The organism is Fibrella aquatica (assembly GCF_041321135.1).
Taxonomy (GTDB): Bacteria; Bacteroidota; Bacteroidia; order Cytophagales; family Spirosomataceae; genus Fibrella; species Fibrella aquatica.
This window is the reverse complement of sequence record NZ_JBGGWF010000002.1, coordinates 499,028-522,326: the sequence shown is the minus strand read 5'-3', so window position 1 is coordinate 522,326 and position 23,299 is coordinate 499,028. Positions and strand designations below refer to the sequence as shown.

The 23,299-nt window shown below is 51.3% G+C and carries 21 protein-coding genes and 1 riboswitch; of the genes, 9 read left to right on the top strand and 12 right to left on the bottom strand.

Annotated features, from left to right (window positions below; translation table 11 throughout):
• The first annotated feature begins 1 nt into the window (after nt 1).
• Nucleotides 2–1,279: a rod shape-determining protein RodA gene (rodA, locus tag ACAW87_RS06065; protein ID WP_370722263.1), complete on the top strand. Its 1,278-nt coding sequence runs from the start codon at nt 2–4 to the stop codon at nt 1,277–1,279.
• Here rodA and ACAW87_RS06060 read toward each other — a convergent pair.
• The 10 genes from ACAW87_RS06060 to lysA all read right to left on the bottom strand — a co-directional run bounded on the left by ACAW87_RS06060 (nt 1,272) and on the right by lysA (nt 11,009).
• Entirely contained in the window at nt 1,272–1,490 is a 219-nt protein-coding gene (locus tag ACAW87_RS06060) for a cysteine-rich CWC family protein (RefSeq protein WP_370722262.1), read from the bottom strand. The genes rodA and ACAW87_RS06060 overlap by 8 nt on opposite strands.
• Before the next feature lies 1 nt (nt 1,491).
• Nucleotides 1,492–2,196: a Dph6-related ATP pyrophosphatase gene (locus ACAW87_RS06055; protein WP_370722261.1), complete on the bottom strand. Its 705-nt coding sequence runs from the start codon at nt 2,194–2,196 to the stop codon at nt 1,492–1,494.
• Between the two features lie 91 nt (nt 2,197–2,287).
• Nucleotides 2,288–3,412, bottom strand: coding sequence for a YncE family protein (locus ACAW87_RS06050; RefSeq protein ID WP_370722260.1), 1,125 nt, complete (start codon nt 3,410–3,412; stop codon nt 2,288–2,290).
• Between the two features lie 3 nt (nt 3,413–3,415).
• Nucleotides 3,416–5,380: a TonB-dependent receptor plug domain-containing protein gene (locus ACAW87_RS06045; protein WP_370722259.1), complete on the bottom strand. Its 1,965-nt coding sequence runs from the start codon at nt 5,378–5,380 to the stop codon at nt 3,416–3,418.
• 80 nt (nt 5,381–5,460) lie between these two features.
• Nucleotides 5,461–5,682: riboswitch (cobalamin riboswitch) on the bottom strand.
• A gap of 57 nt (nt 5,683–5,739) precedes the next feature.
• Nucleotides 5,740–6,144, bottom strand: a complete 405-nt coding sequence (locus ACAW87_RS06040; protein WP_370722258.1) for a hypothetical protein — start codon at nt 6,142–6,144, stop codon at nt 5,740–5,742.
• A gap of 107 nt (nt 6,145–6,251) precedes the next feature.
• The gene (locus ACAW87_RS06035) at nt 6,252–7,466 is read right to left on the bottom strand and encodes an alanine dehydrogenase (protein WP_370722257.1); all 1,215 of its coding nucleotides are present in this window, start codon (nt 7,464–7,466) and stop codon (nt 6,252–6,254) included.
• 31 nt (nt 7,467–7,497) lie between these two features.
• Nucleotides 7,498–7,917, bottom strand: coding sequence for a tRNA (adenosine(37)-N6)-threonylcarbamoyltransferase complex ATPase subunit type 1 TsaE (gene tsaE, locus ACAW87_RS06030; RefSeq protein ID WP_370722256.1), 420 nt, complete (start codon nt 7,915–7,917; stop codon nt 7,498–7,500).
• A 117-nt stretch (nt 7,918–8,034) separates the two neighbouring features.
• The gene (locus ACAW87_RS06025; protein WP_370722255.1) at nt 8,035–8,787 is read right to left on the bottom strand and encodes a hypothetical protein; all 753 of its coding nucleotides are present in this window, start codon (nt 8,785–8,787) and stop codon (nt 8,035–8,037) included.
• Between the two features lie 159 nt (nt 8,788–8,946).
• Nucleotides 8,947–9,660 (bottom strand): YebC/PmpR family DNA-binding transcriptional regulator, encoded by a 714-nt coding sequence (locus ACAW87_RS06020; protein WP_370722254.1) that lies wholly within the window; start codon nt 9,658–9,660, stop codon nt 8,947–8,949.
• A 77-nt stretch (nt 9,661–9,737) separates the two neighbouring features.
• Nucleotides 9,738–11,009: a diaminopimelate decarboxylase gene (lysA, locus tag ACAW87_RS06015; RefSeq protein WP_370722253.1), complete on the bottom strand. Its 1,272-nt coding sequence runs from the start codon at nt 11,007–11,009 to the stop codon at nt 9,738–9,740.
• 212 nt (nt 11,010–11,221) lie between these two features.
• Between lysA and ACAW87_RS06010 the strand changes: the two genes are divergently transcribed.
• From ACAW87_RS06010 to ACAW87_RS05995, 4 genes are read left to right on the top strand one after another with little or no spacing between them, the layout of a single operon-like run.
• On the top strand, nt 11,222–12,604 hold the full coding sequence (locus ACAW87_RS06010) for an alkaline phosphatase D family protein (RefSeq protein WP_370722252.1): 1,383 nt from the start codon (nt 11,222–11,224) through the stop codon (nt 12,602–12,604).
• A 40-nt stretch (nt 12,605–12,644) separates the two neighbouring features.
• Nucleotides 12,645–13,130, top strand: a complete 486-nt coding sequence (locus ACAW87_RS06005) for a sigma factor (RefSeq protein WP_370722251.1) — start codon at nt 12,645–12,647, stop codon at nt 13,128–13,130.
• Complete coding sequence (locus tag ACAW87_RS06000; protein WP_370722250.1) at nt 13,127–13,951, top strand: anti-sigma factor; 825 nt, start codon at nt 13,127–13,129, stop codon at nt 13,949–13,951. Before ACAW87_RS06005 ends, ACAW87_RS06000 begins: the two co-directional genes overlap by 4 nt.
• A gap of 33 nt (nt 13,952–13,984) precedes the next feature.
• Nucleotides 13,985–15,202 (top strand): MFS transporter, encoded by a 1,218-nt coding sequence (locus ACAW87_RS05995; RefSeq protein ID WP_370722249.1) that lies wholly within the window; start codon nt 13,985–13,987, stop codon nt 15,200–15,202.
• A gap of 2 nt (nt 15,203–15,204) precedes the next feature.
• On the opposite strand, the gene ACAW87_RS05990 is transcribed toward ACAW87_RS05995, so the two are convergent.
• Entirely contained in the window at nt 15,205–16,299 is a 1,095-nt protein-coding gene (locus tag ACAW87_RS05990) for a hypothetical protein (protein WP_370722248.1), read from the bottom strand.
• Between the two features lie 94 nt (nt 16,300–16,393).
• On the opposite strand from ACAW87_RS05990, the gene ACAW87_RS05985 reads away from it, so the two are divergent.
• Nucleotides 16,394–17,161 (top strand): hypothetical protein, encoded by a 768-nt coding sequence (locus ACAW87_RS05985; protein WP_370722247.1) that lies wholly within the window; start codon nt 16,394–16,396, stop codon nt 17,159–17,161.
• Nucleotides 17,162–17,173: 12 nt separating this feature from the next.
• Here ACAW87_RS05985 and ACAW87_RS05980 read toward each other — a convergent pair whose 3' ends face one another.
• A complete protein-coding gene (locus ACAW87_RS05980; RefSeq protein ID WP_370722246.1) occupies nt 17,174–18,319 on the bottom strand; it encodes a spore photoproduct lyase family protein in 1,146 nt (381 codons plus the stop codon).
• Nucleotides 18,320–18,535: 216 nt separating this feature from the next.
• On the opposite strand from ACAW87_RS05980, the gene ACAW87_RS05975 reads away from it, so the two are divergent.
• From ACAW87_RS05975 to ACAW87_RS05965, 3 genes are all read left to right on the top strand, one after another.
• Nucleotides 18,536–20,644, top strand: coding sequence for a TonB-dependent receptor (locus tag ACAW87_RS05975; RefSeq protein ID WP_370722245.1), 2,109 nt, complete (start codon nt 18,536–18,538; stop codon nt 20,642–20,644).
• Nucleotides 20,645–20,832: 188 nt separating this feature from the next.
• Nucleotides 20,833–21,837 carry a DUF8465 domain-containing protein gene (locus ACAW87_RS05970; RefSeq protein ID WP_370722244.1) on the top strand — a complete coding sequence of 335 codons (1,005 nt, stop codon included), beginning with the start codon at nt 20,833–20,835 and terminating at the stop codon, nt 21,835–21,837.
• Nucleotides 21,838–21,931: 94 nt separating this feature from the next.
• On the top strand, nt 21,932–23,284 hold the full coding sequence (locus ACAW87_RS05965; RefSeq protein ID WP_370722243.1) for a DUF4403 family protein: 1,353 nt from the start codon (nt 21,932–21,934) through the stop codon (nt 23,282–23,284).
• Nucleotides 23,285–23,299: the final 15 nt, after the last annotated feature.

Sequence of the window (23,299 nt, the reverse complement as noted above, 5' to 3'; positions counted from 1 at the left end):
AATGGCTCGTAACGCCGAATTAACCTGGAAAATTGACACACTGACTGTACTCTTGTATGTTAGCTGTGTGCTTATGGGCTGGCTCAATGTCTATGCCGCCGTGTATAGTCCAGAAGAACAGACCAGCTTGTTTGACTTTTCCAGCAATGCGGGGAAACAGTTGATTTGGATTGGAACGGCAGTGCTGCTCATTATCTGCGTGCTGGTGATCGACCACAAATTTTACGATACGTTCGCCTTCGTATTCTACCTCGTCATGATAGCTCTGTTGTTGCTGGTCATGGTGGCGGGGGCAAACATCAATGGGTCGCGATCGTGGTTTAAATTTGGCTCTTTCACCATTCAGCCTGCCGAGTTTGCCAAGCTATCAACCAGTTTGGCCTTGGCTAAGTACCTCGATCAGCCGGGTATCAACCTGACCAAACAGAAAGATCTGCTCTGGATTGGCGGTATTATTGGTCTGCCTGCCGCCCTGATTATTCTGTCGAATGAAACTGGCTCTATGCTGGTCTTCGCGTCATTTGTGATCATGCTATACCGCGAAGGGCTTCCCGGCTGGATTCCGTTGTTGGGAATTACCCTGGCCATTCTGCTGATTTTGGCCCTGGTAGTGCCGCCGCTCTATCTGTTTGCCGGTATTGCGGCTCTTTGCATCATTGTCATTTTATTGTTGCCGCGCTACAACCGCACGGCCCGAAGCATGCTGGGTATTGGCCTGATTGGTGTCGCCATGATGCTGACGGCTACGGGCGTTGACTTCTTTGTGAATAAAGTGCTGCAACCCCACCAACGCAACCGAATTAAGGTATTGATCGACCCTAATATTGATCCGCACGGCGTTGGCTGGAACGTCACGCAGGCGAAGATCGCCATTGGGTCGGGCCGACTGGATGGGAAGGGGTTTCTGGAGGGTACCCAAACCAAATTTGATTTCGTTCCCGAGCAGAGCACCGATTTTATTTTCTGCACCATTGGTGAAGAACATGGGTTTATCGGTAGCCTCATCGTGGTCATTCTCTTTATCGGACTTATCAGCCGCATCGTGATTCTGGCTGAGAAACAGCGAAGTAAATTTGCGAGGGTTTACGGATACTGTGTGGCAGGAATCATGTTTTTCCACATCCTGATCAACATCGGTATGACCATTGGCCTAATGCCAGTGATCGGCATTCCACTGCCTTACTTTAGTTACGGCGGGTCATCGCTTTGGTCGTTTACAATACTCCTGTTCATTTTCCTGAAGCTTGACTCACGGCGGACAAACTCGCTTTTTAACTAAGCGTAGACGATCGTTTTGACTGTAGTTCGCGCAGACAACTAACACAAAGGCAGGTGTACTCGCCAAATGCCAGCTCGGTGTATTCCCGAATATAAGCTAAATCTGCTGCCGTTAAATTGAGCCACATGCAGTCGCATTTGAGCACAGAATTGACGCCGCAGGTGAACAGACTACCACAACGGGGACAGCTATCAGTAGCGTGTTTTTCCATGTCAATCAATTGCTGGTAATAGGTCGGCAAAGTAGTAAGTCGAGTTGTGCTCCAGCCCGTCGGCATCGGTGAAATTGTAGGTACGTTCTACTACCTCGCCAACCGTAACGCTGATGGCACTTGTGAAATAAGGCGCGTCGAAGACAAACGTGTGAAATTCGCCATTCTCACCGCAGGGGTCAACATTAGCGGGTAAATCGACCACGAACTGCCTATCAAGCAAGCGTCCGCAGAACGATTTGTCGAGGTACTGACCGTTTACGGCAACTACAATCGTCTGAAAGCCAGCCGCCCAAAACTCCTCCAGCAAGTCGAGCGATGGTGTTTGCCAAAGTGGGAAAATACCGGATAAGCCAACGGAGGTCAATTGTTCTTCGCGCCATGTTCGAAGGTCTTCCAGAAAAATATCGCCAAAAATGGCATGCGTGATACCCTCTTTCATTAGCGGATCAAGGGCCTCATTCATGGTGATTTGATAGAGCTCCATACTGGCTGTTTCGGGTAGCCGAACAGTAGTCAGGGGCAAGTTTATCCGGTCGGCCTGTGCCTGAATCAACTCTTCCCGAACACCGTGCATGGATACCCGTCCGTAGGCTCCGTTAATAGTTGTCAGCAGGCGTTGAACAGCGAAATGGCCCTGCTGCCGAATACGGTGCAGGGCCAAAGCCGAATCTTTCCCGCCCGACCAGTTCATGATCGTTTTCATGTTGATTGGGGAATGGGTAAAATTGGATAGGGGTTAATGAGATAAATAGTCTCACTGGGCCATGCCCGGTGAGACTATTTATCTCATTAACCTACTTGAAATAAAAGCCAACCGGAGATATTTCAACTCGTACTGAGTCAACCAACTGGCCGGTCGATTGGTAGCGGTATACATACCCGGATTGGGCCAAACTAGGCGTTACGCCGGTATACACGATGTTGGTAGCTGGGTCGTATCCTAAGCCGGTAATGCCTGCAAAAGTGCGATTGATAACCGGCGTAGTTGGCGTAATCGTCGCATCCGCAATGCCGAAGCGATAAACCTGCCCTATAGTTTGGTAGTTGGTGCTGGCGTTATTGACGGCGTATGTGTAGTAGAACGTCCGTCCGTCTGAGCTAACGGTTAAGTCGCCCGGCCTGTTTGTGCTAGTAGTTGAGCCAACTGGAATTGTCGCTTCAATAGCCTTGGTAGCTGGGTTAAACCGGATGGCGTTTCTACCTACCAGAGCCCATAGCTTATTGTTGGCGTCGCGCACCAGTTTACCCACGTCCGACGTGACGGGCAATTGCTGCTTAACGGCATCGGTTTGCGTGTCAATTACCGTGATGACGTTTGCACCACTGTACTCGCTCGAAACGAAAGCTTCACTACCAACCACCGTCACGTATTCGGCTCCTTTCTGAACGGCTATTTTTTTAGTTACCGTGTTCGTTGTTAGGTCAATGATGGCAACGTACCCGGCCGTTCCATAAAAATTAGAACCAGAGCCTGTTGTCCCCCAGCAGGTGATATATACTTTGGTGTCGCTGATACGGGCGGCATAACGGGGATTTTCAATGTCGGGCGCACCCAATGTTTTCACCGATCGAAGCGAATCGCTAGTGACGATTTCGACTTTGTCAAGCCCTGCTGCTGAATTGTCGACCAGCAGAATACCCCGGTTGCCAGCTTCAACATATTCCTGAATACCACCTGAAGTAGGCCGGTTGTTACGTGCCCGGAAAATGTCTGTTTGGGCTGTGCTATTTGTGCGATTCAGCCAGGAAAGTGAACCGTTATTCTGGCTGAAATTGCCAAAATTCATCACGATGACCCCATTGGTGTATGGTCCACTGGGAGTTGGATCTGTGTCGCTGTTACAGGCGGTAAACAGGGTGGCTACGGTGAAAGCGATAGCCGTTGCGCTTAATAAACGTGAGCTGATTGCGTGTTTCATTTTTTACTTTTGATCAGGTTTTGTATTCGCCGTGAAAACAAGGGTTAACGCCACGCTACGGCCCGGCATGACGTTATTTTTTACGTTGAGGTAAAATTCGTTGAAGAGATTATCCACTTGCATGACCGCTTTCCCTTGCCAGCCATTGATACGGACAGCGGTTTCGAGTAGGAGATTAACCAGTTGGTATTCAGGAAGGTATTTGCTATTATCGAAGGTAGAAGCCCTGCGGTCGCTACCCTGCCAGGTGAGGGTAAGTCGATGAAGTCCATGCTGTACGAAGGCGGTAGCCGAACCGGTGTGTAGTGGTAGGTAAATCAATTGCTTGCCAACCACATCAATGGCCGAAGGGTCGTAAACGCGCAATTGCGACGACCGGGTATATGCATACTGTGCGAAGGCACCAACCCGGAACGTACCCAACTGCTTTGCTGCCTGTCCCTGTACCTCCAGCCCGCGCGCCAGCACTTCCTGCAAATTCTCGACCCGATAATTTTTGGCCGGGTTCCAGTACGTCCAGTCATCTACGTGGTTACGGAAAGCGCTTACACTGACAGACATCGACCGGCCAGGGACACTGTTTGACACGTTCAAACCCAAATCCTGTGAAAAGCCACTTTCGGGCCTGATGTCGGGATTCCCCAGGGTTCTCCAGTAGCGCTCGTTGAGGGTTGGGACGCGATAGGAGCGGGCCACATTGCCCCGTCCGTCGAGCCGCCAATTGCCCAGATTGAGCAGTCGGTACTCAACCCCAAATGACGGGGTGAAGGGTGGATCGTAGCGTGTCACGAAGGCCTGCCGCAGGTTCAGCGCCGTAACAAGGCGGGCGGTTGGCTGATAACGGATGAGTGCGTAGATATCGGCGCGTTGCTCAGTCAGTGTTCCGTCGCTGTACCCATCTACGCGGGCGGTGTAGTGAACCCATTCGGACCCGGCCCGTATGTTCAGTGATTGCCCCGACGTGCCCAATGATTGCTCGATTTCGTGTTCGGCCCTGACGAGTAACCGGTCGGTTGCCGAATGACTGGGCGCGGTTTCGAAGGTTTCGCCTTTACCATAATCAGTAATGTCGCGGATGAAGCCCGCCCGCAGCAACGTCCGGCCCGACAGCCACTTCCCCGCCTTGCTTTCGCCAAATTCGTAGTTGGTCAGAAAGCGATACGCCTGGGTACGTGTCACCTCGCGACCAGTTGGACTAGTGGGCGAAATAGTGAGTTTGTTATCGGTCAACCACATGTTGAGCGATAGTTGATGTTGTTTTTTTGTGCGGTAAAACAGGTCCTGAATGAAGCCCCGTTGCGTGGTTTCCGATGGTTCAACCAAATAACCCTCGCGTTGACTGTAGTTGGGTGCGTAGCGGTTGATACCGCCATAGACCAGCGTTTTTCCCGCCAATTGCCGACCTCCGGGGAGACCAGTGCCAAACCGGATTCCCGCCTGTGTCTGACCTGATTGCCACGTGCCGAATCGGTGACCTACGGTAGCTGTAATGCCCTGCCGTTTCCAGGCGGGCGTGCTGTTCAACAGAATACTTCCCCCTACGGCATCGCTACCCACACACGAAGCCGCTGATCCGTACTGAATGCTCAGTTGATCGAATCCGTTGACGGGAATGGTAGAGAAGTCGGTTTGGCCAAGAGTAGGCGGATTAATGTTGACGCCATTCCAGAGTAACGCCGTATGGCTGGCCGACGTACCCCGTAAACCAACCGTGGTGAGCTGACCCGGTCCATAACTCTTAAACTGCATGGGAGCCTGCAACGCTAAAAAATCGGCCAGCGTTTGGTAACGATACGCCTCGGTCAGGGCCGAATCAGCCCGTTTTACTTTCAGGCCCGCCATGAACTTCTCAGGGGCAAAGCCGCGCACGGTTACCGTCTGTAGCTGCCGTACCGACGAAGAGTCCTGCGCGTATGCCGTGCATGAGACGCAACACCACAGCAATAGTGCTGTGAAACGAAAATCCATTAGTTATTCATCAACAACGACCCTCCGGCGAATGGGTCTGGGTATTCGGGCGGTAGGTGGCACATCCTCCGTGTGGCCCCTGCAGCAGCGAATCATGGGTAGGTCTCCTGGCTTCGCTCACCGATTGGCACCTTCCCAAGCTAAAAGAGCTCAGTGGTGATGTAGATCAATCGGCTCAAAATGTGAGCGTTACAGTTGCGGGGACAGCCCCGGATTAGCCAAATAGCGTCACCGATGTTCCCTATTAAGCCGTCGGGCCAGCGCAGAGGCTGGCAGTGGGCACCCATAATCTGGCGTAAAAGTAGTGGATTTATCTGATCAAGTTAGCGTACTACCGAACAGATTGCTCAAAAGTCCACTTAATCTTCCGGGTAAGGGATGTAAATAAAGCCGGTGAATTCACCGACGACCACAAACAGGCAGCAAAACTCGTCGGGGTTTTTGTAATGCTCTTTCCAGAGGTCGTACGAGTCTTCGCCGATGAGTTCGCGCTGCACGAACTCATCAAAAAAAGAGGCTTTGTAAGTGAATGAATTGCCCAGATCGCCTTCTCCGTATAGGAGTTGCCCAACCGGAAGGTCTTTTTTAGACGCCACAAAGACCGGATAATCCGAAAAGCCACGCTTGCGAATCTGGTAGGAGGCTTCTTTCAACTGATCGGCCACTTTCACAAAGTCGGTCGACACCATGCCCATCAACTTCTTGTTCAGGTCGGGCGAATTAGCATCGTCCATCAGGACGTTTTCGTTGCTGTTGTTAATCAAAATAGTTTGTGGTTTGTTGTGAGTGGTTTGTGGTTGCGTTGCCAATCCATGGAACGCGTGCTTCAGCAGCGCAACCACAAACCACTCACAACAAACCACAAACTATTTTAAAACCTTGAAGCGCCGAGCAACAGTTCCAGGTCTTTGAAACGCATGCCGAATTTGCGGGCCATGTAGAGGTTTGTGAGCGAGCCTTTGTGGCAATAAACGCCTTTCATGAACCAGCGGTTGGCGTAAATCATGGCTTCAATACCACCGTTTGTGCCGGTTTGAAGCAGGAACGGCAGGAAGATATTACTGAGGGCGATGCTTGCCGTGTGCGACACGCGGGCGGCAATATTGGGCACGCAGAAGTGAATGACATCATGCACCCGAAACGTGGGGTGCTTGTGCGATGTCATCCGTGAGGTCTCGAAATTGCCGCCCTGGTCAATCGCCACGTCGATAATAACCGAGTTTGGTTTCATGCGGCTTACCATGGTATCGGTCACAATGACTGGGCTATGGCCATCTTCGCCACGTAATGCTCCAATTACAACATCGGCCCGTTCAATGGCTTCGGTAAGCGTATCCGAGTCGAGGATCGACGTGTAGACCGACGTACCTACGGCGTATTTAAACCGCTGTAGTTTATACAGGTCTTTGTCGAATACCTTCACGTCGGCACCCATACCAAGGGCTGTTCGAGTGGCGTATTCGGTAACGGTTCCTGCCCCCAGAAAAACCACTTTGGTAGGAGGGACACCCGTAATGCCGCCCAGAATGATGCCCCGTCCGTTGGCGCTACTGCTGAGGTACTCACCCGCGATGAGCATTACGGTACTACCTGCCATCTCGCTCATCGAGCGGATTACAGGCATACCACCTGCCTGATCTTCAATATATTCGTAGCCAATTCCGGTAACGTTACGTTCATTGAGCTTCTCGAAGTAGGAACGTTCACGTGCGGGTAAATTCAAGGCTGAGATAACCGTTGTTCCGTTCTTGACATGCTCAAACTCCTCATCGACGAGGGGTTCAATTTTCAGAATCAGATTGGCCTCAAATACTTCCTTCGGTGAATAGGCGATCTGTGCCCCTGCTTCGCTATAGTCTGAATCGCTGAACTTAGCGCCTACACCGGCATTGGTTTCAACAATGACCTGATGCCCGTTTCTAACCAGAATCGCAACTGCTTCAGGGGTCAGTGCAATTCGATTCTCCTGTAAGGAAACCTCTTTGGGCAGGCCGATAAGCAAGCTGGTCTGCGAGGTTTTTACCATCGCCGGAGACTCTCTGGTATACAGAGCCGTTTGTTTCGCTAATTGTTCAAAACCAGTCATACATGGGTGGCAGTTGGGCAGTGGCCGTTGGCTACTTTAGTTGGGTTGTCACTGTCCGAATACCGGCTGGATCGGAAGAAAGGTGAATGTGATAGTAGTGGATCGGCCAAAGTGATTCGATACGTTCGGGCCATTCAACGAAGCAGTAAGCACCCGAATCCAGGTATTCTTCCAGACCAATGTCCATCGCTTCGGCTTCGTTTCTGAGGCGGTAGCAGTCGAAATGATAAACCGATTCACCGGTTTGGGTCGAGTATTCGTTGACCAGTCCATACGTAGGGCTCTGAACAACACTCACTACGCCTACTGCCCGGCAAAGGGCTTTGATCAGTGTTGTTTTACCTACTCCCATTTCTCCGTCGAAAAGCCACACGTGTTGATTGGCAGCCTCAGCAATGAGTTGATGAGCCACATCGTTTAGCTCGTCGAGTTGGGCGAAGGTCTTAGTCATAGACGTTGTTGGTTGGCTGGCAAAGATACGAATTTCGGGGTGCAGCGACGCGGTGGCAACCCGCATTTACCCGCCATGATCTGTTTACTGATCATAAGGCGGCGTCTTTTTGAGTGGTTACCGGGCTGTGAGCGAACGGAGTAACTGACGTATCGACGAATGCCCCAGTAAAACCAGGTAGTTGCCGGTCAGAAACCTTTTTTCGCCCACAGCCTTCACCAATCCTGCTTCATACGCCAACTGGTTATAATAGTCATCCGATGCTCGAAACAGGGTAGGCCATTGGTCACTTATGTTGGCGCAGAGGGGCTTGGTATGCACTACCAACTGATGATCCAGTGGGTTTTGGAAACGCCGTATGTGACGAACAAACTGCTGGGCAAACTGTAAGACGTCTGGAGTTAGTCGACCGTTTTTGAAATGTACCAGTCGGTGTTGAACCGACAAGATCTGCATGAGCCGGGGAGTGGGTGTTCTGATGGCAAACGCGTATTTTTTTAGAAAAAAGAACCTGCCGAGGGTGTGTTGCATGTAATAGCGGCTAAGTCGATAGCCAACGCCTCGCCCGGCAACGGAATTATCCTGAAAGGCGAGACCCCCGTATATGAATGGCACCTGACGCTGAAAAAACGGTGTCTTGAGCCGATACATATTGTACGATTGAAACCCGACCAACCGGCTGTTCCGGTACGCCATGACCAAGGTAGGATTATGCTCGAAATGAGCGCGTTCCAGGTAACCCGACTCAAGTGGAAAGCCAGTACGACGGGCTAATTCATACAAGGTATCAACCTCTTCCGGCGATAAGTCGCTGGCGGGTATAAGCGTGATGGTGAGCACAGTGGTTACGGCCTTTAGAGGTAGCAACAAGATACGACCGTATATACATTCATTTATTTACCGTTGAATCAAAAGGTTACTATAGGTTAGGGTTAGTATTGGCAACAAAACGAAAAAAACTGGGCAGTACACGGGCCTGAGGTTTTAGTTCAGGTACGTATACTGCCCAGCTGACAAAATAAAGGCTATTTACTTCATATTATGGTAGACCATCTGCACATCATCGTCTTCTTCGATGCGTTCAATGAGTTTTTCCACGTCGGCTACCTGCTCATCGGTAAGTTCTTTGTAGTCGGTAGGAATCCGCTCAAATTCAGCGCCCTTTAACTCATATCCTTTTTCTTCAAGATACTTTTGCAAGGCACCAAACGCAGTGAAATCGCCGTAAATCACGATCTGATTGGTTTCTTCATCCATTTCCAGTTCATCGGCCCCATAGTCGATCAACTCAAGTTCCAGTTCGTCGATGTCTACCCCTTCCGCGGCGATCCGAAACACCGATTTGCGGGTAAACATGAAGTCTAACATACCCTGTGTGCCCAAACTACCGCCCAGCTTATTCAGGTAGCTTCGAATGTTGGCTACGGTGCGATTCAGGTTATCGGTAGCTGTTTCGATGACCAGACCAATGCCGTGCGGTGCGTAGCCTTCGTAGACAATTTCCTTATAATCTTCCTGTTCTTTCGATGATGCCTTTTTAATCGCCCGCTCTACGTTCTCTTTCGGCATGTTGGCGGCTTTGGCGTTCTGAATGATAGCCCGCAATCGCCCGTTGGAGTCGGGGTCGGGTCCGCCAGCTTTTACAGCAATAACAATGTCTTTACCGATGCGGGTGAAGGTCTTAGCCATCTGCCCCCAACGTTTCATTTTTCGGGCTTTCCGGTATTCAAATGCGCGTCCCATTTTTTAGGAATTAAGAATTACGAATTAAGAAGTAAAAGTTGGCGGGGAAGTTTCCTGCGACTCTTACGTCTCAATGCTTAATTCAATATGTTTAACTCTTCACTATTTATTTTTAATTCTTCGTCGAGCGCAGCGACATCGACCATCCCACGGGTCAGGTCGGTAAACGTTTCCCGTTCACGAATCAGGTGCGCTTGCCCTTCGTAGATCAATACTTCGGCTGGTCGCTCACGGAGGTTGTAGGTCGAGGCCATACTGAATCCATAAGCCCCGGCATTCTCGAACGATAGAATATCGCCGGTGCGAACCTCAGGTAGCAGGCGGTCGGTGGCGAATGTATCGGTTTCACAGATATAACCCACTACGTCATACAACGTAGGCTCTCCTTCCGGATTCGATACGTTGACAATATCGTGCCAGGCATCGTACATCATCGGGCGAATGAGGTGGTTCAATCCCGAATCGACCTGTACAAAGCGGCGGGTTGGGTGTTGCTTCACCACATTTACCTGAGCCAGCAAATGTCCGGCTTCGCTCACCAGGTATTTACCCGGCTCGAACCAGAGTTCCAGCTCACGACCATATTGCTGACAGAACGTTTGGAAAGCGGCTGATACGCGGTTGCCTAAATCATTCAGATCTGTGACTATATCGCCTTCCCGGTAAGCCACTTTAAAACCGCTGCCGAAGTCGATAAACTGAAGATCAGGATAGTCGGCGGCCATGTCGAAGAGCACGGCGGCACCCTTCAGAAACGTGCCTGCATCTTTGAAATCAGAACCAGTGTGAATGTGCAACCCAACCACCGGTATACCGTACTGAGCAACTACGGCCAAAACCTGAGTGCGGTAATCGTTGGGGATACCAAATTTAGAGTTGGCATGGCCTGTCTGAATCTTGAAATTACCACCGTCGGCAACGCTCGGGTTAATGCGCAGACAAACAGGCACGTCGGCCCCGTAGGTCTCTCCAATCTGTTCAAGTAACGGTAGGCTATCAACGTTTAGCCGCAGCCCCAGACGAATAGCTTCCTGAATTTCAGACCAGGCATTGCCGCTCGGCGTATACATGATCTGTTTCGGCGTGTATCCGGCCAGCATCGCCAGTCTGGCTTCGTTGACCGAAACCACATCGACCTCTACGCCATGTAGGCGCATCAGCTTCAGGATAGACAGGTTAGTGAGCGATTTAGCGGCGTATTTTATCTTCAGATTTACCCCGGTGAACGATGAACGAAACGTGTCGATCTGACGGATGATCCGGTCAGCATCGTACACGTAGAGGGGCAGGCCAAAGTCACCGGCAACAGTGAGTATGTCGAGGCCCTGAATCTGATAAGGAGCTTGCATAGTTGTTAAAAACAGGCCGCAAATATACGATTTCATCCACGGAGGGGCAACAGATAGACTGATGGGGTTCCCTCAATAGGGAGCTACTTTGGGCCGAAAGTTTCAGCATCTACGCTCAGTTAGCTTAAAAATACAAACTCGGTATTACCACCAGCTTCCGGTAAAACGTAGATTGGTGTACATTTAGCCCATTCTTACTGAAACGTTCCTTCATGATCTATCGAGTTACCTGGTTTATCTGGCTGCTTTTTTCTCTTTCGAATACCCGTGCCGTTGCGCAATCGTCAGCTTTGGTCAGTAAGGCAAAGTTGTCCCTTGCATTTCCTCTGCAATCGGGACCAATGCTAGGCTACGCCGAGATGCGTGAGGTGATGGTATGGGTACAGACGAAGAAACCAGCGCGGGTACAGATCCGATACGTTGAGCAGGGAACTAAATCGCCTGTTATGCTGACTCAGGAAGTGAAAACGTCTGTTGACAAGGCGAATACGGCTCATCTGGTTGCCAATGAGGTAATGCCCGGCAAGCGATATAGCTACGAGGTATTGGTGAACGGTAAACCGGTAGCCTTGCCTTACGAAACCACGTTTCAAACGCAACCACTCTGGCAGTTTCGGACCGATCCACCCAACTTTACGTTCGCACTTGGTAGTTGCACGTACGTGAATGAACCGCCCTACGATCGTCCTGGCCGTCCTTATGGTGACAACTACGGCATTTTTGCGAGTATGACGGCGAAAAAACCTGATTTTATGCTCTGGACCGGCGATAACACCTACACCCGGGAAGTTGACTGGAACTCAAGAACGGGGGTGTTGAAACGGTACACGCATACCCGGTCGTTGCCCGAAATGCAGCCCTTGCTGGCCAGTACACATAATTATGCCATCTGGGATGATCACGACTATGGCCCTGACGACTCTGATCGCAGCTTCTGGATGAAAGATGTTACGTTGGAAGCGTTCAAGCTGTTCTGGGCTAACCCGAATTACGTATTCGACGAAGGATGTGCAGGTACGTTTGTATGGGGTGACTGTCAATTTTTTCTGCTCGATGACCGCACGTTCAGAGCCCCGAATGCCCAGCCTGACGGTGGGGCTGACGGTGCTGTAAAGGCGTATTTTGGCAGCAAACAACTCAACTGGTTTGTCGATGCCCTTCGGTTCAGTAAAGCAACTTTCAAGTTTGTCGTTACGGGGGGGCAGGTGATAAATCCCACGGCGGCTTTCGAAAACTATGCTAACTACGCAACAGAGCGTACCCAATTGTTAAATCGACTGGCGGAAGCTACTATTCCGGGACTTCTCTTCATCACCGGCGACCGACATCACAGCATCATTCATAAGCTCGACCGACCAGGAACGTACCCACTTTACGACGTGACCATTTCGCCCCTGACGTCGGGCCCAGCTCAGCCAACGCCCGCCGAACTGGCTCAGCCAACTGTAGTTGAAGGAACCCTGTTGGGTGAACGTAATTTTGCTACAATGGCCGTTAGCGGTCCACTGGCGAATCGTTTACTGACAATTCGGGCCTTCGATGCTACCGGAAAAGAGAAATGGGTACAAACACTTAAGGCCACAGACCTCCGGTAGTTGGCTATTTGGCTATATTTGACCACTATACTTCTATCCAGTGAAGCATCAATCCTATCTAGTCTCAGAAGAGCTACTACTTCGTAAGCTGAACAAGCGCGACGAAGTAGCGTTTCAGTGGCTATACGACCAATACGCCCACGTACTTTATGGTGTCGTGATCACCAGTTTGGGGCAATCTACACTGGCCAACACCGTAGTCGAAACCATCTTTGTGAAAGCTTGGGCTGATTTTGACCAGTTTAACCCCCGCAAGACTCGGTTGTTGACATGGCTTCTTAACAGAGCTCGTGCCGAGGTAGCTACAGTACTGGCAAAAACTGCGCCTGATCCTGCTAAATCTACTATTGATTACGAAGTGGTTGACAATCCAATTTCCGAAGAAAACCGTACTTTATTAGACGCTGTTTTTTTTCGAGGGCAATCTGTTACCCAATTGGCTAATTCAAGTCAAGAACCTGAACCTTCAGTGCACCATCGTCTACATACAGTTCTTCATGAACTCAAATCACTATTTAGCCAATGAACATTCCCGACTACATAACCTCTGGTATCCTTGAATCCTACGCATTGGGTACGGTCAGTGATCAGGAAAGACGTGAGGTAGAGTGTATGTCGGCGATTTATCCTGAACTCCGACAGGAACTCGATCGGCTTACGCTGGCGCTGGAGAATTATGCACTCCTGCACAGTGTGGCTCCCCCTTCAGATTTACAGGACAAAATCCGACAGCGGTTAACATTTGCCGATCCGCAAATGGCTGCGGAGGAATCGGAAGAAACGAAAGTAATTCCGTTAATACGCGAGCGTCCGGTTTTTCAGGTTGCCTGGCTGGCTGCCGCTGCCGTTGGGCTGGTGCTTATCGCGTTTGCTTATTTTCTGATGAATCAGCTCCAGCAAAAACGGGCGTTTGCTGATGAGATGGCACTGTCTAATTCGCAGTTGCAAACCGAGATGGGGCAGTTGCGTCAACAGCAAACGCGCGATTCTCAGCTTTTGACGCTGTTACGTCAGCCCGGGATGGAAACTATCCGGCTGGCCGCGGCCAAGCCGGAGGGAGACCCTGCCGATGTACTTGTATACTGGGATCGTCAGAAAAAACAGGTAACCCTTGAAGTAGAGCGTTTACCAACGTTGGCTGCCGACAAACAATACCAGCTTTGGGCACTTGTTGACGGTAAGCCGGTTGATGCCGGGGTTTTCAACAATCGCGTAGATCGGTATTCGCTTCAGCAAACCAACCGCCCTATCGGCGCCGCTGACACATTCGCAATCACCATTGAAAAAGCAGGGGGTAGTCCTGTTCCTACGCTGTCGGCACTGGTTGCCTTAGGCAAAGTAAGCTAGCCAACTTCATCAGAAATTGATGCTACTTGCAGCATGATTCAACAACTGTACCGGAATGCCTATTCAGGTCTGTCGAGACCTGTTTGGTTGCTGGCGGGGGTAATGCTGATCAACCGGTCGGGGACGATGGTCCTGCCGTTTTTATCACTTTATCTGACGCGGCATCTTCATTACAGCGTTGAGCAGGCCGGCATTGTACTGGCTTTGTTTGGGATGGGCTCTTTGCTGGGTACGTTCCTGGGCGGCAAACTAACCGACCTCATTGGATTTTACCCGATTCAGGTATTCAGTCTACTTTTTGGCGGGTTGATGCTGATCGGGCTCCAGTTTGTTACCCGGTTTGAGTGGCTCTGTGTCACGGTTTTTATCTTCACAACGCTCGGTGATGCATTTAGGCCCGCTAATTCGGCAGCGTTCGCTTTTTACAGTTCTGCCGATAACCGAACGCGGGCGTTTTCGCTCAACCGGCTGGCTATTAACCTGGGTTGGTCTGTTGGCGGTGGGCTTGGCGGTTTGCTGGCAGGGATCAACTACCGCCTGCTATTCTGGGTAGATGGACTTACCTGCATAGGGGCTGCCCTGTACCTGCTTATTGCACTGCCTCGGCCCGACAAAATTACGGGCACAGCGAATTCGGCTTTTGGGCATCCGACTGCCGTTCGGTCGCCATACCGTGATGGGCTATATCTCGTGTTTATGGCATGTCTGTTTTTGTTTCTCACGGTGTTCATGCAGTTTTTCAGCATGCTCCCCCTTTATTTCAGAAACTATCTGGGTGCCAGCGAAGGACAAATCGGTCTGTTTATGGCTACTAACGGATTGCTCATTGTGGCTGTTGAAATGGCGCTGGTTTACGGCCTCGAACAGCGGGTAAAACAACGGTTGCTGATCTCAGTGGCCGGGGTATTGTTGACGGGCCTTTCACTGTTCATTCTGACCACTACAGATTGGCCTGGTATTGCCTGGGTATCGATCATCCTGATTACTACCGGCGAGATGTTGGCCATGCCGTTTATGATGAGCTTTGCCGCCAATCGGTCTGACGAACGAAACCGGGGGCAGTACCTTGGCTTGTATTCAATGGGCTGGGCACTTGCGCAGGTGATCAGCCCAATAATTGGCTCGCAACTAGCCGAGCGATTTGGGTTTCAAACCTTATGGACCGTGATGCTTGGTATTGCCATTACGGCGGCAATAGGGCTGTCATGGGTGAATCGGGAGGTAACCGCAGAGCAACCTGTAGCTGCCTGACTCTAGGCTGTAATTGGGGTCAACCTGCGTTGTAACACCAGGTATTCGACCAGCAAAATCCGGCAATGGTCATCGCAACGCCATTTGATGTGCCAAAAAGGTCTATTTGCCCACCGGTACAACCAGGGTTGCGGATAAGCCGATAACATGCCCGCCAAGAAGAACGAAAAAGAGGCAAATTCGTGCTCAATGCCCGAAAGTTGTATTGTTGCGGGCGGTATTTTGCCCAATCGCATCAGCGAAATCGCCAGCAACACCTGATCCAATCGACTGTTCGACTGCAAAAAAGCGGCCTTTACATCGTCGATGAGTTTTTGACGAACGGGCTGTAGTAACTCCGGGTCGAACGTACCTATTAGTCGGGCAATATGGTACTGGATAAGTGGTGTCCGGGCGTAATTATGGGCGCTACGGAAGGGGTCCGTGCGGTAGCGATCAGTGCTGATGAGGTCAGCAATGTAAATCAGGCTATCCCGGGCGTGTACATCGATTGGAAGGCCGTATTCATACACCCCATACAGCATATTGGCTATGGCACAAGCATCGAACTCGATCGGCATGGCCAGACCGAACCAGGTCGAATAGGCCCTTAAATCGCGGTATTCCTGAAACGTGTTTTGAATCGTTAGCCGCGTGCGATTCGCGTGTTGCGCCAGCTTGGTGGTCAGAAAATGCAGTTCATCGGCCGAGGGTTTGGTAGTCAGGTACACCATAGCCGTATCATCGATGTCGTCGGGTAGCTTAAAATGCCTGAACCGGTGCATAAGCCAGCCATGCGGAAAATGAGCGCCCGGTTGGGTAGCGTAAAAATTATAAGTCGCTAGCCCGTCTTTGTTTCTAAAATGCGGGAAGGCGGGTAAAGCTCGGGCAATAATTGTATCGGCAATTGCCTTTTCGTCTATTGTTAAAAAGGAGCGTAAACGCTGAAGGGTGAAAACGCTGATTGCGGTAAAGAACAGGTTTTGATCAGGTCTTTTGTAACCCCAAGCCGGATTATACCGATAAGAAGGTAAAAGTCCATTCGTGAAAAAACGGGCGTTTACAGACTGGTTATCAGCGATTGTGTGGAGTAAGTGAGCAACGAGCTGCGATTGCATAAGCGAAAGAAAATCAGCAAGGAGTACTTTTTGGCACTGCATTTGTGGTATGGGTTAACAACCAACTATAGTGCTGATAACGAACACCTTTATCATGAAACGGACCGCTTTACTTTTGTTGCTGTTGCTGTTGCTGACCACCTCTGTGGGTATGGCGCAAAAAGCATTTATTTTTAATACGCTTCAAAAGAACGGATTTATTTCGGTATCTGCGGGCATTAGCCAACCCATGGGTACGTTCAGTCAACGCACGGCTGCGCAAAGTAGTGGCATGGCGCTCCGTGGACAATCGATGAGCGTATCGGGTGGTTACCGGCTTGCCGGCCCCCTCGGGCTGATGGGGCGGTTTGAACAGACCTTTAACGGCATAGATCCCACCGCCCTACTGGCTAATTTTGTCCCCTCTCCAGGAGATCACCTTACCGCTTCAGCCGCCACAGGCCGATCGGGACAATGGCAAAGCCGCAGCATCATGGCGGGGCCGTATATAACCATTCCGGCGGGCCGTTTCTCTTTCGATATGCGCGCGTTGGCTGGCCAAATCTGGGCTACCTGTCCCGAAACCTGCGTAGAAGGTCGGGTAAACCGGGAGACAACCATGATTCGTACAGCCAGTCAGGAATCGAAAGCAATTTCTGGTGGCATAGGGCTCACAACCCGCTATCGCATTACACCGTCTGTAGCCCTGAACGTAAATGCCGACTATAGCTCGTCGACATTTACGTTTGCTAACGTACCTGTGGCATCGCAGGTGGGTACTGTGACAAAAATTGCTGGTGTGACTAGCCAGAAATCGCTCAGTATGGCCGTTATTTCGATGGGCTTAACCGTTCAGTTTCGGGCCCGTAACTACGTTTTCTAGGGTTACTACCTGCTACGTCCAATACAGAATAGGCGCAGCCGGAAACCGTTTGGCCCATTCGTCGTAAAAGAACTGTTTCAGTTCCTTCATATCGGTCGGCTGATAGACATACTTCGTTCCCCCGAATTTATTTCGTTTCTGCGCCCGCCCCGCTTCGTCCATATCGAGTGATGTATTCGGGTACCATTCCATCAACACATCTTTTGAACCGGGCGTAAACCGGTGGCTGATAAACTCCACGTTTAGATCGATGGATGCCGCGTTGTTGCCGTAATCGAGCGCCTTGTGAATACGATCAAGTAGGAGGGAGTACTCTTCCCGCCAATTCGGAATGGGCATGATGGGCGCCAACACAATACCTACCGGGTAACCGCCGCCGCCCTGTTCGCGGGGGAATGCCAGTTTGCGTAACGCCGTTAGTCGGGCTTCAACAGAGGCTGTGCCCCCTTCGAGTTTGCGCGCTACCGGCTCTGCATTCAGGCTAAATCGGGCACGTGTTTGTCCGTTATGCGGCAGGTCGAGCAGCGTATCTACCTGATCGTATTTGGTGACGAAACGCAACTGACCCATCTCGCGGGTACCATAATACCGGATACATTCCGCCAATCCACCTGTCAAATGTTCAATGCCGAGTACGTCAGTATAGCAACTCACCTCAAACGTGGTGGGTCTGTTCTGGTCGGTGGCTTGCCAGCTTTTATTCGGTGGGTACGTTCCTTCGTAGGTAGCAGTATGGGCTAGCATAGCCGGTAAATTGGCGTAGACCCGCACAACGGGTGGCCCCTGCAAGCTACCGGCCAGATAACAATACTGGCAATGCGCCGGACAGCCTTCGGCCAGATTCATCTGCCAATCAGCCGAGGGGGGAATGGGTTGCAGACGCATTGCGGAAGGCGGCGCGTTGACTACCGCCAGTGTGTTTTTGGCAATGCGGTATGTCTCGCGTTCATCGGCACCGCGCAAACCAGTGAGGCGGTTGTTTTTCATTACCTCTATGGGCAAATTCATCGCAGTAACCCGCTCGTAAATTTGTTGCCCAAATGGCTCATTCAGGGCGTCGGGCGTAAATAAAACCCGTTTGGGCATCCACAATCGCGCTGACCGAACATCGGGTTTAAGCGCATTTTCTACACGATTCTCCAGCACATCTTTCATCATCTAGAAAACACTAAAACTGGACCAAACGGTCCATTTTGGCCTGTTTATGGGCAAATAATCGTCCGATTCTTCGCGCTAAATCAGTATCTGTTCAGGCTAAAGTTGACCAGAAAATTAGTTTGTGTTGAGCCATACTGGATGTATCTGTTGTTAAATAGGCAAAAAGACTGGCACCTAAACTCACTTACCAAAGGCTGGCTGTACTTTTACCAATCTATGACCACAATACCCTTACTGAGTAGTCTTCTTCTGCTCACGTTAACTCCTGTCCTGGCTCAGCAGTCGGCCGAAGAGTCAACGAATACTCAGGACACACTCATTGCCCAATCGCTCAATGAAGTGGTAGTCCGGGCCTACGAAAGCAACCGGTCTCTACTGACTACGGGTGCGTCGGTCGGTTTGCTGTCGCGGCGTGAGTTGGTACAGCGCTTTGCTACACCCACGCTGGTTTCGTCGATGAACACGCTTCCCGGTGTGCGAATGGATGAACGGTCGCCGGGAAGCTATCGGCTCTCCATTCGCGGTAGCCTGATTCGGTCGCCGTTTGGTGTTCGTAATGTGAAAGTGTACTACCAGGATATGCCCCTTACGGATGCCGCCGGGAATACGCCACTCAACGCCCTCGACGTCCGAATGCTGGGTCGGGTAGAGGTGATTAAGGGCCCATCGGGGAGTCTATATGGAGCCAATACCGGCGGTACAGTCTTGCTCAGTGGTCCGGCCGTTTCGCCCGGCACCAGCCGTGTAGAGATCAGTGCACTGGGTGGTGGGTATGGTCAGATCGGCTATGGTGTACTGGCACAGACAGCCAACGAACGGTCTTCTATTTCGCTCAGCGTAAATCACTTACAGGCAAGCGGCTATCGCGATCACAGCGCCATGTCGCGCGATAACGTCTCGTTTACCGGTAGCTTCCGACCCGATGATCGGCAAACGGTAACAGCCTTGCTCATTTATTCCGACCTGGCCTACCAAACGCCCGGCGGACTAACCGAAGCTCAGTTCCGGGCTAATCCGATGGCGTCGCGCCCTGCCACGCGTACCTTGCCGGGTAGTGCTGAACAGCGGGCCGGTATTTATCAGAAAGTGGGCTATCTGGGTCTGTCGCACAACATGGCCTGGAACAGCCGCTGGCAAACAACGAACGTAGTCTACGGTTCGTCCACCGAATTTAACAACCCCTTTATCACCAACTACGAACGCCGCACCGATCAGGGAATGGGGTTGCGGTCGGTGACGCGTTTTACGCAACAAAGCGATGCTGATGTACCGATGGCGCTGGTTTTTGGGGGCGAATGGCAAACTAACCGTACTGGGTCGCGCAATTTCGGTAACCGGGGCGGCCGGACTGATACGCTTCAAAATGACGACGAGCTTCGGGCCAAACAGTGGAATCTGTTCGTGCAGGAGGAAGTCAATCTGAAACCATTGGGCCTGCTGCTGACTGCTGGCTTAAGCCGCAACGAGTCGGGTTATGACTTTAACCGTTTTTCGCTGGCAGGTAATCCGGGGCCCGGTCCACAGCAACGGGCATTCAAACCGGCCTGGTTACTCCGGGTTTCTGCGCTGAAAACGCTGGGTCAGCAGGCATCGCTGTTCGTTAATGCCAGCACCGGTTATTCGGCTCCTACCAGTCAGGAGGTACTTTCATCGGCCGGGTTTTTCAACGCGAATTTGAACCCCGAACGGGGTAGTCAGGTGGAACTTGGCGTGCGGGGTAGCCTTGCCAACCGTCTTCAATTCGATCTGGTTGGTTATTCGCTACAATTGCGCGAAACTATTGTTCGCCGGTCGCTTGAAAATGGAGCTGAGTTTTTTGTAAACGCAGGTAATACGCAGCAAACCGGACTGGAAACGTCGTTACGTTACGCCCTGCTTCGTCCCGGGAGTAGGGGTACTGGTTCAGGTCTAACGGTGTGGCAAACATTGACCCTGGCTAATTATAAGTACCTGAACTACCAGCAGCTTGCTGTTGACTTATCGGGTAACAACGTACCTGGCGTAGCCCCTTTCACGGGCGTGTGGGGGATAGATTATACGCATTCAACGGGTCTGTATGCCCATTTGACGTTTCAGTTCCTGCCGCCTTTTGCCCTAAACGATGCCAACACCGCCATGGCCGACCCAACCCGGTTGCTCCAGACCACGGTAGGCTACCAACATAAGGTGGGCAAACACCTTATTGCTGATCTGTTTGCGGGGGGCGATAACCTGCTCGACCAAACCTACAGCCTGGGCTATGACCTTAATGCGGTTGGAAATCGTTACTACAACGCCGCCCCCCGCCGAAACTTTACCGCCGGACTGAGGTTGGCTATTCGGTGAAGGGTGAATTGTGATTTGGTGAGGGGTGATTTGGTGAGGGGTGAATTGGTGAAGGGTGAATGCTCTGCAGGGTGAATGCTCTGCAGGGGGACGGTTACCACCATTAGCGGAGCCCCTCACCCTTCACCAAATCACCCTTCACCCTTCACAAAATCACAATTCACCACTCAAAACTAAATGCAGAAATTATGAATATTGGTGATAAAGTTCGGATGATCCGGGCGAAAGAACAGGGTGTAGTCGTTCGCTTTTTAAGTGGAAATCGGGTCGAAATTGAGATCGAAGATGGATTCCGGATTCCGGTGATGCAGTCGGAATTGGTCGTGGTGTCGCCTATGGAAGCGGAGCGGTTCAAACCATCGGGTCAGGCGGCCGAAGCGCGGGATACGTTTGCTCCCCAGCGTACGGCAACGCCCTTGGGTAGGGCAGCAGGTCAAATCCTGTCAAATGTGGGGTTGTACCTGGCGTATGTGCCTCAGAACGATCGCGACATTGCGCTCCACGTTGTGAATAACACCGACTGGGATGTTTTGCTGACTGTGACCGAAGAGCGTGACAACAAAACGCGGGGACTGCAATCGACCACGCTGAAAGCTAAATCGCAGCTTAAACTCAACGAAATGCACCTGATCGAGCGTTTCGAGCAGTGGCCTACCTTGTTGTTTCAGGCGTTATACTTTCGGCCCGGAGCTGGTCAGCCGCCTCGCATTCCGCTGGTGAAACGATTGAAACCACGTGCTCAGGCGTTCTTCAAAAGTAAGCAGAACGTACCTGTGCTGAATCAGCCGGGTCATCTGTTTCAACTCGATGATGAAAGCAGTAACGCGACCATGAACCCTCCGGCCGATTCGATCAAGGCGGCGTTGCTGGAACCCAAAGCAGAACAGGGTACGGTCACGGTCGATAAGCCCGCCGCCGTGGTGGATTTGCACATCGAAAAACTGATGCCGGGCGGGCAAACCGGCAAATCGCCGGGCGATCTGGTCGACGTGCAGTTGCGTGCCTTTGAGAAAAACCTGGAGAACGCCATTGCCAACGGAATGCCCGACATTACATTCATTCACGGTGTAGGCACCGGCAAACTGCGGCAGGAACTTCACCGTCACCTAAGCCGCCACCCTAACGTTCGCTTCTTTGAAGATGCCCAAAAACAAAAATTCGGCTACGGTGCCACTAAGGTCACGCTTAAATAGTAGGCGGTTGGCTGGGACACTAAGCCGTTTTAGAAGGCTCCTGCCTATTGCCATTGCTTGCTGCCTGGTTGCCTGTCAGCCAAAGACAAATCATGTGAATCCCGCCGCACCCAAAGCGGCTTACCAGAACTCGAGTATGGACGTACGCTCCGATGCCCTGATATCGACCGTCAACATTCCCGTCGCCATTGCCCTTGCTGATGTAGAACGTCAGATCAACGCACAGGTAAACGGATTAATCTATGAAGACAATTCGTTTGATGACGATGGGGGCGGAACGCCGTTTATGACGAAAGTCTGGAAGCGGGCTCCTATTGGGGTGAAAGCTGGTGTGGTACAGGGAGATAGCCTGTTCTATTTCCACGTACCCTTGAAAATCTGGGCGAAAGCTGGGAAAAAAGTGCTGGGTTTCATGCAGTCGGGCGAAACCACGTTCGAGATCGACTTGCGCTTTGCCACCCGCTTTTCAATTGACAAAGACTGGACCGTAAGCACTAAAACAACGGCCGAAGGTTTTGACTACATCACCAAACCCACCATTCGACTCGTAGGCATCGAGGTGCCGATCACGGGGCTGGTAAGCAAAGCTATCAACACCAACTTGGGAACCGTTACCCAAACGCTCGATAAGCAGGTGCGGGCCAAAATCGACCTGCGCACACCCGTATTGCGGGCCTGGAACCTGATTCGCGAACCCTACAACCTGTCTGACGAATTCAAAACGTGGTTGATGGTGGTGCCGCGCCGGGTTCTGATTACGCCGCTCCGTTTCGAGAATGGCGAAATCAGAACCACCATTGGGTTGGAGGGACATACACTGACTACTGTTGGACCCAAACCCGTGGTAAAACCCGCCATTGACTTGCCCGATTTAACGTTGGTCAATACCGTAAAAGATGATTTCAGGGTGGGCATCATCAGCGAAGCTACGTACCCGGAAGTTGCCGATCTAGCCAAGAAACAGCTTGTGGGCCGATCGTTTACATTCCGCGATGGCGCGTATTCAGTGACTATTACCGATCTGGATTTGTACGGTCAGAACGAAAACCTGATCATTAAGGCAGGCTTGACTGGTAGCGTAACGGGCGATATTTACCTGCGTGGTCAGCCGTACTACGACGTTAACACACGGTCGGTTACGTTGAAAAATCTGGTGTATGATCTGGATACCAGAAATCTCCTTCAGCAGGCCGCGAGCTGGATTTTGAAAAGTACGCTGGCTAAAACGCTCGAAAAGAACCTGACTTTCCCCGTCGGCGATCAGATCGACGCGGTTCGCCAGTCAATTCAGGAGCGAATGACTAACTATCCATTGGCCAAAGGGGTGACGTTATCGGGTAAGATAGAAGGCGTCAGCCCCGATCAGGTTTTTCTGACACCAACAGCCATGGTAGCGGTCGTACACGCTAATGGAAAAGTAAACATTCGCGTGCAAGGTTTGGAGTAGTTTCCGTGGAAACTA